9 protein-coding genes are annotated in these 14891 nt (G+C 57.2%); 7 read left to right on the top strand and 2 right to left on the bottom strand.

Annotated elements, in window-relative coordinates; genetic code table 11:
- Window positions 1–117: 117 nt before the first annotated feature.
- The gene (locus tag OKC43_RS09180) at window positions 118–1644 is read right to left on the bottom strand and encodes a fumarate hydratase (protein WP_005351759.1); all 1527 of its coding nucleotides are present in this window, start codon (window positions 1642–1644) and stop codon (window positions 118–120) included.
- 294 nt (window positions 1645–1938) lie between these two features.
- Here OKC43_RS09180 and pabB point away from each other — a divergent pair, with 294 nt between their 5' ends.
- From pabB to OKC43_RS09195, 3 genes are all read left to right on the top strand, one after another.
- Complete coding sequence (gene pabB / locus OKC43_RS09185) at window positions 1939–3222, top strand: aminodeoxychorismate synthase component I (protein WP_236271488.1); 1284 nt, start codon at window positions 1939–1941, stop codon at window positions 3220–3222.
- Window positions 3223–3264: 42 nt separating this feature from the next.
- Window positions 3265–3831 (top strand): CoA pyrophosphatase, encoded by a 567-nt coding sequence (locus OKC43_RS09190; RefSeq protein WP_005351753.1) that lies wholly within the window; start codon window positions 3265–3267, stop codon window positions 3829–3831.
- Window positions 3832–4047: 216 nt separating this feature from the next.
- Complete coding sequence (locus OKC43_RS09195; protein ID WP_236271489.1) at window positions 4048–5346, top strand: serine/threonine transporter; 1299 nt, start codon at window positions 4048–4050, stop codon at window positions 5344–5346.
- 564 nt (window positions 5347–5910) lie between these two features.
- Here the strand turns inward: OKC43_RS09195 and sstT are convergent.
- On the bottom strand, window positions 5911–7161 hold the full coding sequence (gene sstT, locus OKC43_RS09200) for a serine/threonine transporter SstT (protein ID WP_236271490.1): 1251 nt from the start codon (window positions 7159–7161) through the stop codon (window positions 5911–5913).
- 355 nt (window positions 7162–7516) lie between these two features.
- Between sstT and OKC43_RS09205 the strand changes: the two genes are divergently transcribed.
- The 4 genes from OKC43_RS09205 to OKC43_RS09220 all read left to right on the top strand — a co-directional run bounded on the left by OKC43_RS09205 (window position 7517) and on the right by OKC43_RS09220 (window position 14772).
- Window positions 7517–9433 carry a RecQ family ATP-dependent DNA helicase gene (locus OKC43_RS09205; RefSeq protein WP_236271491.1) on the top strand — a complete coding sequence of 639 codons (1917 nt, stop codon included), beginning with the start codon at window positions 7517–7519 and terminating at the stop codon, window positions 9431–9433.
- A gap of 591 nt (window positions 9434–10024) precedes the next feature.
- Window positions 10025–11947 (top strand): PrkA family serine protein kinase, encoded by a 1923-nt coding sequence (locus tag OKC43_RS09210; protein WP_005333223.1) that lies wholly within the window; start codon window positions 10025–10027, stop codon window positions 11945–11947.
- A gap of 23 nt (window positions 11948–11970) precedes the next feature.
- Window positions 11971–13242: a YeaH/YhbH family protein gene (locus tag OKC43_RS09215; protein ID WP_019445118.1), complete on the top strand. Its 1272-nt coding sequence runs from the start codon at window positions 11971–11973 to the stop codon at window positions 13240–13242.
- A gap of 9 nt (window positions 13243–13251) precedes the next feature.
- Window positions 13252–14772, top strand: a complete 1521-nt coding sequence (locus OKC43_RS09220; RefSeq protein WP_236271492.1) for a SpoVR family protein — start codon at window positions 13252–13254, stop codon at window positions 14770–14772.
- Window positions 14773–14891 lie beyond the last annotated feature (119 nt).

Here is a 14891-nt window from a genome sequence, read left to right on the forward strand (position 1 = left end):
TTGCCGCAAACGGCCAACCTGAGTCCATAACAAGCCAGCCAAAGCAAAAAGGCGCATCCGAATGGACGCGCCTTGTTTACATGGCCGATGCCGTTAACCGGCAGCGGAAACGGTCACTCAGGAGGAGAGTTTGCCATCGAGCTCTGCAATTTTCGCAGACCAGTAGGCCGGGCCGGTTTCGTGGATATTGTTGCCTTCGGAGTCGACCGCAACGGTCACCGGCATATCTTCCACTTCAAACTCGTAGATCGCTTCCATGCCGAGATCGGCAAAGGCCACCACGCGGGCCTTCTTGATGGCCTTGGCCACCAGATAGGCGGCGCCACCAACGGCCATCAGATAAACAGCCTTGTGCTGCTTGATGCTCTCGACGGTTTTCGGGCCGCGCTCGGATTTGCCGATCATGCCGATAAGGCCAGTCTCACCCAGCATCATGTCGGTGAACTTGTCCATCCGGGTGGAGGTGGTGGGGCCTGCCGGGCCAACTACTTCGTCACGCACCGCATCGACCGGGCCAACGTAATAGATGAAGCGGTTGGTGAAATCGACCCCTTCAGGCAGCCCTTCGCCATTTTTCAGCATGTCGGCGATACGCTTGTGGGCGGCGTCGCGACCGGTCAGGATCTTGCCGGAGAGCAGCACGGTATCACCGCTCTTCCAGCTGGCCAGCTCGGCCTTGGTGATGCCATCGACGTTGACGCGGCGCACGTTGCCACCCGCTTCACGGGTGATCTCCGGCCAGTCACTCAGTTTCGGCGGAGTCAGTTCAGCAGGGCCTGAACCATCCAGCTCGAAGTGAACGTGACGGGTCGCGGCGCAGTTGGGGATCATCACCACCGGCTTGGAAGCGGCATGAGTCGGCGCAGATTTCACCTTCACATCCAGCACGGTTGTGAGGCCGCCCAGACCCTGGGCACCGATCCCCAGCTTGTTGACCTTGTCGTAGAGCTCGACCCGCAGCTTCTCTTCGGTGGTTTGCGGGCCACGGGCGATCAGCTCCTGAATGTCGATGTGCTCCATCAGGGCCTCTTTGGCCAGCACCGCCGCTTTCTCGGCGGTACCGCCGATGCCGATGCCCAGCATGCCTGGTGGGCACCAGCCTGCGCCCATGGTCGGCACGGTTTTCAGTACCCACTCGACGATATCGTCAGAGGGGTTGAGCATCACCATCTTGGATTTGTTCTCGGAGCCGCCGCCTTTGGCCGCGATGCTCACTTCCACCTTGTTGCCGGGGATCATGTCGATATGGACCACGGCAGGGGCGTTGTCTTTGGTATTCTTGCGACTGCCAGCCGGATCGGCCAGCACGGAGGCGCGCAGCGGGTTGTCAGGATTGGTATAGGCACGACGGGTCCCTTCGTCCACCATCTCCTGCACCGTCATGTCGCTGTCCCACTGGACTTGCATGCCAATCTTGACGAAACAGGTCACGATGCCGGTGTCCTGGCAGAGCGGGCGATGACCTTCGGCGGACATGCGGGAGTTGATCAGGATCTGGGCCAGCGCATCTTTGGCAGCCGGGTTGGCCTCGCGGTCATACGCCGCTTTGGCAGCCTGAACAAAATCCAACGGGTGGTAATAGGAGATGTACTGGAGGGCATCTGCGATAGAATCGATGAAATCCTGTTTTTTTATAATGCTCATATCATCCTCACTGGTCCTTGTCTCTACCACGGAGCAGGGCAAGGGCTTCCATATGATGGGCCGTGCTGACGTGCTGGCTAAAAACTATCAACCAACAAAAAACGAACGACACGGCAGTTTTTTCTTAAGTCACCGACACCTATGATACGCTTGCCCACCAGCACCGACTAGGGTTCGGGAACCAAACTGTTGCCTGTGTAACATAAAATGACGCCAACACTTCATATCCATCATCTAGACCATAGTGCTGAACTCCATCAGCTTTTTGCCCGCCTGCAACATCAGCCGTGGGCCATGTTGCTGGAATCGGCGGGACCACTCGGCGCCGATAACAGCTTTGATATCATCACTGCCGATCCGCTGGCGACCCTCAAAACCCGCGGCGAAGTGACCACTCTGCGTGTCGGGGCGAATATCAGCAAACACCACGAAGATCCCCTCGCCCTGCTGGCCCATACCCAGCAACAGCTGCTGGGGGAGCTGGATTTGTGTGCCACTCACCTGCCCTTTATTGGCGGCGCCCTCGGCCTGTTTGGCTATGATCTGGGCCGCCGCTTTGAGCGACTGCCGGTGCAGGCCGCCGCCGATATCGCGGTGCCAGACATGGCGGTGGGCATCTACGACTGGGCGCTGCTGCGCAATGTGGCGACCGGCGACTGGCAGCTGGTGCACTGGGGGGATAAAGCAGGCCTTGCCAACCGGCTGGCCTGGCTTGAACAGCAGCAGGCCAAACCGGCCCCCGCTTTTGCCTTGCTGGGGGCGTGGCAGAGCAATATGAGCCGCGCCGATTATGGCGAGAAGTTTGCCCGCATTCAGGCATACCTTGCCGCGGGGGATTGCTACCAGATCAACCTGACCCAGCGTTTCAGCGCCCCCTATCAGGGGGATGAGTGGCAGGCCTATTGCCTGCTGGCAACCGCCAACAAGGCCCCCTTCTCTGCCTTTATCCGCCTGCCGGAGAGCGCGCTGCTGAGCCTCTCTCCCGAGCGGTTCCTGCTGCTCGATGGCCGTCATATCGAAACCAAACCCATCAAGGGCACTCGCCCTCGCCACCCCGATCCGGCGACCGATCGACAAGTCGCGCAGGAATTGGCGCAGGCGGACAAGGACAGATCAGAGAATCTGATGATCGTTGATCTGCTGCGCAACGACATCGGTCGGGTCAGCCGGCCGGGTTCGGTCAGCGTGCCTCATCTGTTTGCGGTGGAGTCGTTTCCAGCGGTACATCATCTGGTCTCCACCATCCATGGTGAGTTGGATGCACGCTGGCAAGGGGTCGATCTGCTGCGCGCCTGTTTCCCTGGTGGCTCCATCACAGGCGCCCCCAAGATCCGCGCCATGGAGATCATCGAAGAGCTGGAGCCCCAACGCCGCAATGCCTATTGCGGCAGCATCGGCTACCTCAGCCAGCATGGCCGGATGGATACCAGCATCTGCATTCGCACTTTGATCGCCGAAGCGGGTCGCCTGCACTGCTGGGCCGGTGGTGGCATCATCGCCGACTCCGACGCCGACAGCGAATATCAGGAGACCTATGACAAGGTCGCCCGCATCCTGCCGCCGCTGTCGGCGCTGTAACCCTCCCCACTGTCAGGTCAACGCACAGGAGAGCTCCCCGCCATGGATCGCCACGAACTGCTGACCCGCTTCCAGTTGCAGCGACCCGCCCCGGCCCATCGCCTCGCCATTGGCGGGCTCAGTCCGGCCGCGGTGTTGATCCCGGTGGTGATGCGCGATGAGGGGCTCAGCGTGTTATTGACCCGGCGCAGCCCCCGGCTGCGTCATCATGGAGGGCAGATCAGCTTCCCCGGCGGGCGACAGGATCCCGGCGACGAGAACCTGATTGCCACGGCGCTGCGGGAGACCGAAGAGGAGCTCGGCATTCCGGCACGGCTGATTGAAGTGATCGGCACCCTCAACCCGCTCAATACGGTGTCACGATTCGAGGTACTGCCGGTGCTGGGGCTGCTCGATGGCAACTATCCCCTCATCCTGAGTCCGGATGAGGTGGATCACGCCTTCGAAGTGCCGCTGACCCATCTGCTGGATCGGCGCAACCACATCCCCCTGACCCTTTCCAGAGGGGGGAAAGCGCATACCATCTACTGGATCCCCTGGCAACAGCACTTTATCTGGGGGGCTACCGCCAGCATGATCAACCAGCTAGCCCAGCATCTCGCAAAATAACAATTTACCTACATTTGGCTGAGCGAGATTTAATCATTAACACTAAAATAACGTGCCAATTGATAAACAATAATTGAATTTTTCTTGTTTTGATCACATTTCCATAAGAAAGTGCGGTTTTTCGTGCCGTAAAGATGAATTTGATCAACATTTTTGATTAGAAAAACCGTATCCTTGCGCCGACTTAATAAGAACCACACATTCGGGGTGAGATAGATGTCAAACACAGTCACTGGCACGCAGGGAGTTGCGGCGTCAACAGAGCAAGGGATCAGCTCTACTCAAACCACTCGTTGGGAAAAACGCGACTCTACCTGGGTCATCAGTCTGTTCGGGACCGCGGTTGGCGCGGGGATCCTGTTCCTGCCGATCAACGCGGGTATGGGCGGTTTCTGGCCGCTGGTCGTCATGGCGCTGCTGGTAGGTCCCATGACCTATCTTGCCCACCGTGGTCTGGCCCGCTTCGTGCTCTCCTCCAAAAAGCCAAATGCAGACATCACCGAAGTGGTGGAAGAGCACTTTGGCGTGGGTGCCGGTAAATTAATCACCCTGCTCTACTTCTTCGCCATCTACCCCATCGTGCTGATCTACGGCGTGGGTATCACCAACACCGTGGAAAGCTTCATGGTCAACCAGCTGCAGATGAGTGCCCCGCCGCGCTGGATCCTCTCCATCGTGCTGATCATGGGCATGATGTCAGTGATGCTGGCCGGTGAAAAGTTGATGCTGAAAGTGACCGAGCTGCTGGTTTATCCGCTGATCGCCATTCTGGCCGGTATCTCTTTGTACCTCATTCCGGACTGGACCGGTGCCGCGCTGGAGCAAGTGCCCTCTGCCAAGGATTTCGCCACTACCCTGTGGCTGACCATCCCGGTACTGGTCTTCTCCTTCAACCACAGCCCGGCCATCTCCAGCTTCTCCCTGGCTCAGCGCCGCGACCACGGTGATAAGGCTGTCGAGAAAGCCGATGCCATCCTCAAGCGTACCGCCATGGTGCTGCTGGGCTTCGTGATGTTCTTCGTCTTCTCCTGCGTCATGAGCCTGACTCCGGCCCAGCTGGCGGAAGCCAAGGCTCAGAACATCGCCGTGCTCTCCTATCTGGCCAACCAGCATGCCAGCCCCATCATCTCCTACTTCGGTCCGTTGGTTGCGTTCGTGGCCATCGTCTCCTCCTTCTTCGGCCACTATCTGGGTGCCCGTGAAGGTCTGAAAGGGATGATCGTGCAGAACATGCGCAAGTCAGGCAAAGAGCCGAACGCCAAGAAAGTCGAGATGTTCATCATCGCCTTCTTCATCCTGACCCTGTGGGGCACTGCCATTGCCAACCCCTCCATCCTGGGCATGATTGAATCCTTGGGCGGCCCGATCATCGCTACCATCCTGTTCATCATGCCGATGTACGCCATCAAGCGCGTACCGGCCATGGCGAAGTATCAGGGTCATATCAGCAACGTATTTGTCGCTGTGATGGGGATGATCGCCATCTCCGCCATCCTTTATCAGCTGGTCGGTTAATCCCCTACCTGCCGCTGATAGCAAAAAGCCAGCCGAATAGTCGGCTGGCTTTTTTATCTCTGCAATCTGTGCCTCCGCGATTACCCTTCTCTCTCCTTATTACTCCTCTCACTCTGTTGGCTGTCTGCATGCTCACCAGCGCCATGACTGAGCACGTCGGGTATCAACATGACCCCCATGCCCGCAGCTCAATATCGCCAACACGTTTACTCCCCCTCACCAAACCATGATGGCGTGTCTGATAGGACGGGTTCATCTGCCGCAGCCAGCCACCTCCATTCTTCTGTGATGCTGTGATGCTGTGATGCTGTGATTGTCTTGAAGGTCTGGGGTAAGCCATAGCAATTGGCTGTTAGCAGAACAGACAAAGATGTGTAACGCACAACAGAGGGAGTAAGCACAACTCAAAGGGATAAAGATAAGGCAGCGCCCTGGACAAGGGCGACAGAATGTCCGGCACATCAGCCAATGAGATTGATCAAAGAGGAAAAGAGAGCAAAGCCGACAATAAAAAGCGCCCTCCGAAGAGGGCGCAAGTGTGTTGCGAAACTGACCGTTGCGAGATCAGGCTTCGCGGCTCGATACCGGAGCCACATCCAGCAAGGTTTCATCTTCGGCCATGCACGCTGCGGCGGTGAACAGCACGTCGGTGGAGCTGTTAAGGGCTGTCTCGGCAGAATCCTGCAGCACACCGATGATAAAGCCGACGGCCACCACCTGCATGGCGATGTCGTTGCTGATACCAAACAGGCTACAGGCCAGCGGGATCAGCAGCAAGGAGCCACCGGCGACACCGGACGCGCCACAGGCGCTGACGGTGGCAACCACGGAGAGCAGCACAGCCGTTGCCATGTCCACTTCCATCCCCAGGGTATGTACCGCCGCCATGGCGAGCACAGTGATGGTGATGGCCGCACCCGCCATGTTGATGGTGGCACCCAGCGGAATGGAGACCGCATAGGTATCCTCCGGCAGACGCAATTTTTCACACAGCGCCATGTTGACCGGGATATTGGCCGCAGAGCTGCGGGTAAAGAAGGCAGTTACACCACTCTCTTTCAGGCAAGTCAGCACCAGCGGATAGGGGTTGCGCTTGATCTTCCAGAAGACGATCAACGGGTTGACCACAAAGGCGATAAACAGCATGCAGCCGATCAGCACCACCAGCAGTTGAGCATAGCCAAACAGGGCATCGAAGCCGGTCTCAGCTAGAGTGGAGGCAACCAGACCCAGGATCCCGAGCGGAGCACAGCGGATCACCGCTTTCACGATGGCGGAGACACCGTGAGACAGGTCAGTGATGAGCGCCTTGGTGCTCTCGTTGGCATGGCGCATGGCGATACCCAGACCGATGGCCCACGCCAGGATCCCGATATAGTTGGCATCCATCAGCGCCTTGACCGGGTTGGTCACCACGTTGAACAGCAGGGTCTGCAGCACCTCGGTGATCCCGCCTGGCGGGGTGATCTCGGCAGTATTGGCCACCAGATGGAGGTTGGAGGGGAACAGGAAGCTGGCAATCACCGCGACCACGGCCGCAGAGAAGGTACCAAACAGATAGAGCGCCAGCAGCGGGCGAATATTGGTCTTCTGACCCTGTTTGTGACCAATGATGGCCGCCATCACCAGTACGAATACCAGCAGCGGGGCTACCGCTTTCAGTGCACCAACGAACAGACTGCCGAGCAGACCTGCCGTTTTCGCCCACTCGGGCGCAAACAGTGCCAGCAAGATACCGAATACCAGACCAACCAGGATCTGGCTGACCAGGCTGGTGCTATTGACCAGCCGAAGGAGGGGGTGTTGTTGTGTCATCAAAAAAGTCCCTAAGCACCGTAGTGCATGAATCATGAGTCCTGTCTGCAACCACTCATCGGGAGACCCCTGTCGCCCGGATGTGGTGTCTGTGGCCAGCCTTCTGTCGGGCCGATCCGCCAGTCACCGGATTGCATGACGGAATATCCCATTCACCATCTTTTTTTTCCAGAGACTCACCAAAAAATATCCCGTTTCCATCACAAAAAACCGCAACAAAACCTTAACCACAGCGCAACCACCCATTTTTGTACGTTTTATCGACACTCTCTGCCCTTACCCTCACGACCATTCCTGTGTCACCCGTGACCGGCATCGCTGTGCTATCATCCCCCATTTGCCGCGGAGCCTTGCCATGATCCCATCCCTGCTCAACCAATATTTTGGTTTCTCCGCACTCAGGCCAGGTCAAGAAGCGGTGATCAGCCGGGTACTGGCTGGTCAGAGTGCCGCCGCCATCTTTCCCACCGGCTCCGGCAAGTCGCTCTGTTATCAACTGCCTGCCCTCGCCCTACCTCACCTGACCCTGGTTATCTCGCCGCTGCTGGCGCTGATGCACGATCAACTCGCCTTCCTCAAAAGCAAGGGAATAAGCGCCGCTACCCTCGACTCAAGCCAGAGCCCGGAGGAGAGCCGACGAGTGATGCAGCAGGCGCTGGATGGCCAGCTCAAGATCCTGATGATCTCGGTGGAGCGACTCAAGAACGAGCGCTTTCGCCGCTTTATCCAGCAAGTGCCGCTCTCGCTGCTGGTCGTCGATGAGGCACACTGTATCTCGGAGTGGGGCCACAACTTTCGCCCCGACTACCTCAAGCTGCCGAGCTATCGCCATGACCTGAAGATCCCGCAGGTGTTGCTGCTGACGGCCACCGCCACACCGGCGGTTATTCAGGATATGCAGACCAAATTCGGCATCGCGCCGGAGGGGGTCGTGGTCACCGGTTTCTACCGCCCCAATCTTGATCTGGCGGTCATTCCCCTGTCGCCCGACGCGCGGGATGGCTGGCTCGCGCAAGAGTTGGCCAACGATCCGGCGGCCCCCACCATCGTCTACGTCACCTTGCAACACACCGCCGAAGCCTGCACCGAACAACTCGTTAGAGAAGGGATCAACGCCCGCGCCTATCATGCCGGACTCGACTCGGCGCTGCGCAGTCAAATCCAGCACGACTTCATGGCGGGCAAGGTGGACTGCATCGTCGCCACCATCGCCTTTGGCATGGGGATCGACAAAGCGGATATCCGGCGGGTCATTCACTACGATCTGCCCAAATCCATCGAGAACTACAGCCAGGAGATTGGCCGCGCCGGACGGGATGGCCAACCATCGCGCTGTATCGTGTTGGCCAACCAGAGCCAGCTGCCGGTGCTGGAGAACTTCGTCTACGGCGATACGCCGGATTTGAGTGCCATTCTCCAACTTCTTGCCATCATCAAGCAGAGTGGAAGCGAGTGGGAATTCACCCTGCTGCGCCTCTCCAACGACACCAATATCCGCCAGTTGCCCCTTAAAACCCTGCTGGTCTATCTGGAGATGGCAGGCATCATCACCCCGGCCTACAGCTACTACGCCGATTACCGCTTCAAGTTTGTGCTGGATAAAGGCGAGATAGTGAGCCGCTTCAATCCGGATCGTCGCCAGTTTCTGGAGCAACTGTTCGCCTGCGCCCCGCAAGCGCGCAGTTGGTGCACCATGGACTTTGACGCCCTCTGGCAGGGCTATCAGGGGGAGCGACAGCGGGCGGTTGCGGCGCTCGACTACCTGCAGCAGCAAGGCTGGATCGAGCTTGAAAGCAAACAGATGACCGAGGTCTACCGGATCAACAGTCAGGGGTGGGACAACGAGCAGGAAGCAAAAGCCCTGCACGCCCTGTTCCTGCAAAAAGAGCAGAGCGAGCTGGCAAGACTGCAAGCCATGCTCGACTTTTTCACCTCAAGTGAGTGCCTGAGCCACCGCCTCGCCCGCTATTTTGCCGATGAGGTGGCGCCGGTTCATTGTGGCCACTGTTCGGTTTGTCGCGGCGAGGTAGCACATCTCCCTCCCCTACCCCAACTGGCCATGCCAAACGAGGCGGGGATCCGCGCCTGGTGCGATCCGCTGATTGCCAAGACAGGTTCGGTGGATGCGCGTGTCCTGGCCCGTTTTTTGTGCGGTATCGCCACACCGCTGACCAGCCGGGTCAAGGCCAAATCGCTGGCGGGCGCAGGCCAGTTGGCCGCGTACCCGTTTGCCCGCGTCCTGGCGGCAGTGCAACAAGCCTACCCTTGCTAGATGAGTGCTGGCGGCGTCAATAGCCACCAGCAGAAACAAGCGTTTACAGACGCAGAAAAAGAAGACCCTCGCGGTTGCGAGGGTCAAGCCAACGGAAACGTGCTTAAACAGAGCTTGGTGAGGCAACAGTCAACTCTCTTGCTAAAGCGTCTTGCTGCTCACACATCGCCAATCTATGGCACTCAAAATGTAGCGTCAATGTAAAAATTAGAGCCAAAACTCCAAACAAAGTGATTTACGTTGACGTTCACGTAATGACATTCTCATCCATAACCCCGCCAACCCGCAGCCCCATTGCCTTTCGTCAAACCCCTTAATCTTTTCGCAATAAGTTCCCTCTTTCCCATAAACATTTATTTTTTATGTCTTTGACATTTACCTCACTATCGTGGCAAAAATAATTTAACAGTCAGTAACATAGCGGTGTTGTTGACTGACCCTCCCCGCACAAGGATCGGGCAGGTTTCTTCAGAATTTAACCTATCAACCGTGATGGATTACTGGAGTCTGTTGACTAGGCTTTAAAAGCGCACAACACAAAAGCAGTCATCCACTTTTTTCAGGGTAAGCGACTATAACGAGGGCAAAGTTATGGGCATATTCGAGCATTACCAACAGCGATATGAAAAAGCGAGAGAAGAGGAATATACCATCCAGGAGTTCCTGGATATGTGTAAGCAGGACAAAGCCTGCTACGCCTCCGCAGCCGAACGTCTGCTGACCGCCATTGGTGAGCCGGAGATGGTAGACACCTCAGCCAACCCCAGACTGAGCCGACTCTTCTCCAACCGTGTCGTGGCACGCTATCCCGCCTTCAAGGATTTCTACGGGATGGAAGAGGCCATCGAACAGATCGTCTCCTACCTCAAACACTCCGCCCAAGGGCTGGAGGAGAAGAAACAGATCCTCTATCTGCTGGGCCCCGTTGGCGGCGGTAAATCCTCGCTGGCAGAGAAACTCAAATCCCTGATGCAGAAGGTGCCCATCTATCGCATCAAGGGCTCACCGGTCAACGATCACCCCTTCTGCCTGTTCGACATCGAAGAGGATGGGGAGATCCTGGAAAAAGAGTACGGCATCCCGCGCCGTTATCTGCGCCCCATCATGTCCCCCTGGGTGGCCAAACGTCTGCACGAGTTTGGCGGCGACATCACCAAGTTCAAGGTGGAGAAGGTCAATCCTTCCATCCTCGATCAAATCGCCATTGCCAAAACCGAGCCGGGCGATGACAACAACCAGGACATCTCCTCACTGGTCGGCAAGGTCGACATCCGCATGCTGGAGCACTTCGCCCAGGATGACGCAGATGCCTACTCCTACTCAGGTGCGCTGTGTAAAGCGAACCAGGGGGTGATGGAGTTTGTGGAGATGTTCAAGGCCCCCATCAAGGTGCTGCACCCGCTGCTGACTGCAACTCAGGAGGGGAACTACAACGGTACCGAAGGGCTCTCAGCCCTCCCCTTTGACGGCATTTTGCTGGCTCACTCCAACGAATCCGAGTGGCAGCAGTTCCGCAACAACAAGAACAACGAGGCCTTCCTCGACCGGGTCTACATCGTCAAGGTGCCTTACTGCCTGCGAGTCTCCGAAGAGGTGAAGATCTACGAGAAACTGCTGATCAACAGCGAATTGACCGAGGCCAAATGCGCTCCGGGCACCCTCGAGCTGCTGGGCCAGTTCTCGGTACTGTCACGGTTGAAAGAGCCGGAAAACTCCAGCATCTACTCCAAGATGCGGGTCTATGATGGCGAGAGCCTGAAAGACACCGATCCCAAGGCGAAGAGCTATCAGGAGTATCGCGACTACGCCGGTGTGGACGAGGGGATGAATGGTCTCTCTACTCGCTTTGCGTTCAAGATCCTCTCCCGCGTCTTCAACTTCGACCACGCGGAAGTGGCCGCCAACCCGGTGCATCTCTTCTATGTGCTGGAGCAGCAGATCGAGCGCGAGCAGTTCCCGCAAGAGCTGCACGATCGCTACCTTGAGTTCATCAAGGGTTATCTGACTCCGCGTTATGTGGAGTTCATCGGCAAGGAGATCCAGACCGCCTATCTCGAGTCCTACTCCGAGTACGGTCAGAACATCTTCGATCGCTACGTAACCTACGCCGACTTCTGGATCCAGGATCAGGAGTACCGTGACCCCGAAACCGGCCAGCTGTTTGACAGAGCGTCTCTCAACAGCGAGCTGGAGAAAATTGAAAAACCCGCCGGGATCAGCAACCCGAAAGATTTCCGTAACGAAATCGTCAACTTCGTGCTGCGTGCCCGGGCCAACAATGCAGGCCGTAACCCCAACTGGACCAGTTACGAGAAGCTTCGCACCGTGATCGAGAAGAAGATGTTCTCCAACACGGAAGAGCTGCTGCCGGTTATCTCCTTCAACAGCAAAACCTCGGCCGAGGAGCAGAAGAAGCACGATAACTTTGTCGAACGGATGATGGAGAAAGGCTACACCCGCAAACAGGTGCGACTGCTCTCCGAATGGTATCTCAGGGTACGCAAGTCATCCTGACCCTGACTGTTCAAGGGGGAGTTATGGCGCATTTTATCGACCGCAGGCTCAACGGCAAAAACAAAAGCGCTGTCAATCGGCAGCGCTTCATCCGCCGCTACAAGAAGCAGATAAAACAAGCGGTCTCGGATGCTGTCTCCAAGCGCAGCATTCAGGACGTAGACAAGGGCGAGAGCATCAGCATCCCGACCAAGGATATCGGCGAGCCCCATTTTCATCAGGGGCACGGCGGTAAACGGGAGATGGTGCATCCCGGCAATGATCAGTTCGTCTCCGGCGACAAGATTGACCGCCCCAAAGGAGGGGGGGGCGGACAGGGTTCCGGCGAGGGACAGGCATCCAATCAGGGGGAAGGGGCCGATGATTTCGTGTTCCAGATCTCCAAGGATGAGTATCTCGATCTGCTGTTTGAAGATCTGGAGCTGCCCAGGCTGCAGAAAACCCAGCTCAATCAGCTGATGGAGGTCAAAACCTATCGGGCGGGCTACACCTCAAATGGGGTGCCCGCCAACATCAACGTGGTGCGCTCGCTGCAAAATTCGCTGGCGCGGCGAATGGCGTTGCAAGCGGGCAAGAAACGCCAACTGCATGAACTGGAAGATAGGCTGACTCTGCTGGCCGCCGATCCCAACGAGCACTTTGCCGAAATCGCCCTGCTCGAGAAGGAGATCAGGGAGCTGAAACGACGGATCGATGCGGTGCCGTTTATTGACACCTTCGATCTCAAGTTCAACAACTTCGTCAAACGGCCCGTCCCCTCCAGCCAAGCGGTGATGTTCTGTCTGATGGACGTCTCGGGCTCCATGGATCAGGCCACCAAGGAGATGGCCAAGCGTTTCTATATCCTGCTCTATCTGTTCCTCAGCCGGACCTACAAGAACGTTGAGGTGGTCTACATCCGCCACCACACCCAGGCCAAGGAGGTGGACGAGCACGAGTTCTTCTACTCCCAGGAGACAGGCGGCACGATTGTCTCCAGCGCCCTCAAGATGATGAACGACATCATCAACGAGCGTTACCCCGCCAACCAGTGGAACATCTATGCGGCGCAGGCATCTGACGGTGACAACTGGGCTGATGACTCACCGCAATGCAGGGAGATCCTGGCGCGGGACATCATGCCAAGGGTACGGTACTACTCCTACATCGAGATCACCACCCGTGCCCACCAGACCCTGTGGCACGAATATGAGTCGGTAGCCAGCCAGTTCCCCCACTTTGCGATGGAGCACATTCGCAAAGTCGAGGATATCTATCCGGTGTTCCGCGAGCTGTTCAAGAAACAAGCGGCGTGAGGAGGTCACATGATCGAAACAGAAAAACGTGTAGCGCCACTGGATGACGGACCAGACTGGAACTTCGATCTGCTGGAGACCTATCACCAGGAGATCGCCCGGGTCGCCCGTTTCTACAAGCTGGACACCTACCCCAACCAGATCGAGGTGATCACCGCCGAACAGATGATGGATGCCTACTCCAGCGTCGGCATGCCCATCGGCTATCAACACTGGTCGTTCGGCAAGCGCTTTATCCATACCGAGCGCAACTACAAGCGCGGCCAGATGGGACTGGCCTACGAGATCGTCATCAACTCCGATCCCTGCATCGCCTACCTGATGGAGGAGAACACCATGCCGATGCAGGCGCTGGTGATGGCCCACGCCTGCTACGGTCATAACTCCTTCTTCAAGAACAACTACCTGTTCAAGGCCTGGACCGATGCCTCCTCCATCATCGACTACCTGCTGTTCGCCAAGAACTACATCACCCAGTGCGAAGAGAAGCATGGCATCGAGGCGGTGGAACAGCTGCTCGACTCCTGCCATGCCCTGATGAACTTCGGGGTGGATCGCTACAAGCGTCCCCAGAAGATCTCGATGGCCGAGGAGAAGCGGCGTCAGAAGGCGCGGGAAGATTATCTGCAGACTCAGGTCAACGAGCTGTGGCGAACCCTGCCCAAGCAGCATAAAACCGCTGGTGTGGAGGACAGGCGCTACCCCGCCGAACCCCAGGAGAACATTCTCTACTTTATCGAGAAGAATGCCCCCTTGCTGGAGCCCTGGCAGCGGGAAGTGGTGCGCATCGTGCGCAAGATAAGCCAGTATTTCTATCCGCAAAAGCAGACTCAGGTGATGAACGAGGGGTGGGCCACCTTCTGGCACTACACCATCCTCAACCACCTCTATGACGAGGGCAAGCTGAGCGATCGCTTCATGATGGAGGTGCTGCATAGCCACACCAACGTGGTTTATCAACCTGCTTACAACAGCCGCTACTACTCGGGGATCAACCCCTATGCGCTGGGGTTTGCCATGTTTACTGACCTGCGCCGCATCTGCGAGAACCCGACCGAGGAAGATAGATACTGGTTCCCCGACTATGCCGGCAGCAACTGGGTCGACACCCTCCACTTTGCCATGCAGAACTTCAAGGACGAGAGCTTTATCAGCCAGTTCTTAAGCCCGAAAGTGATGCGGGATATGAAGCTGTTCGCTATTGATGACGACGATCTGAAGAACTATCTGAAGGTCTCCGCCATCCACAATGACGAGGGGTACCGTCAGGTGCGCAATACCCTGTCGGCCCAATACAACCTCAGCAATCTGGAGCCCAATATTCAGGTCTACAACGTCGCCGTGAAGGGGGATCGCTCCCTTACCCTGCGCTATGTGCCCCACAACCGCATCCCCCTTGGCGACTCACGCCATGAGGTGCTCAAACACCTGCATCAGCTGTGGGGGTTTGATGTAGTGCTGGAGCAGGACAACGGTGAACTGCCACCCGATATTATTGGCCGCTGCCCGGAGCGCAAACCGGGGATCTGATCCGTGACGTGATATCTCTACGGCCCACTTCGGTGGGCCGTTTTTTATCAGCGTTTACCTCTGCCTGCATCATCGCAGCACAACCGGAACAAACCACAACATAGAAAGAGGCCCGCATG

This window comes from Aeromonas sp. Y289-2 (assembly GCF_027705925.1).
GTDB lineage: Bacteria > Pseudomonadota > Gammaproteobacteria > Enterobacterales > Aeromonadaceae > Aeromonas > Aeromonas veronii.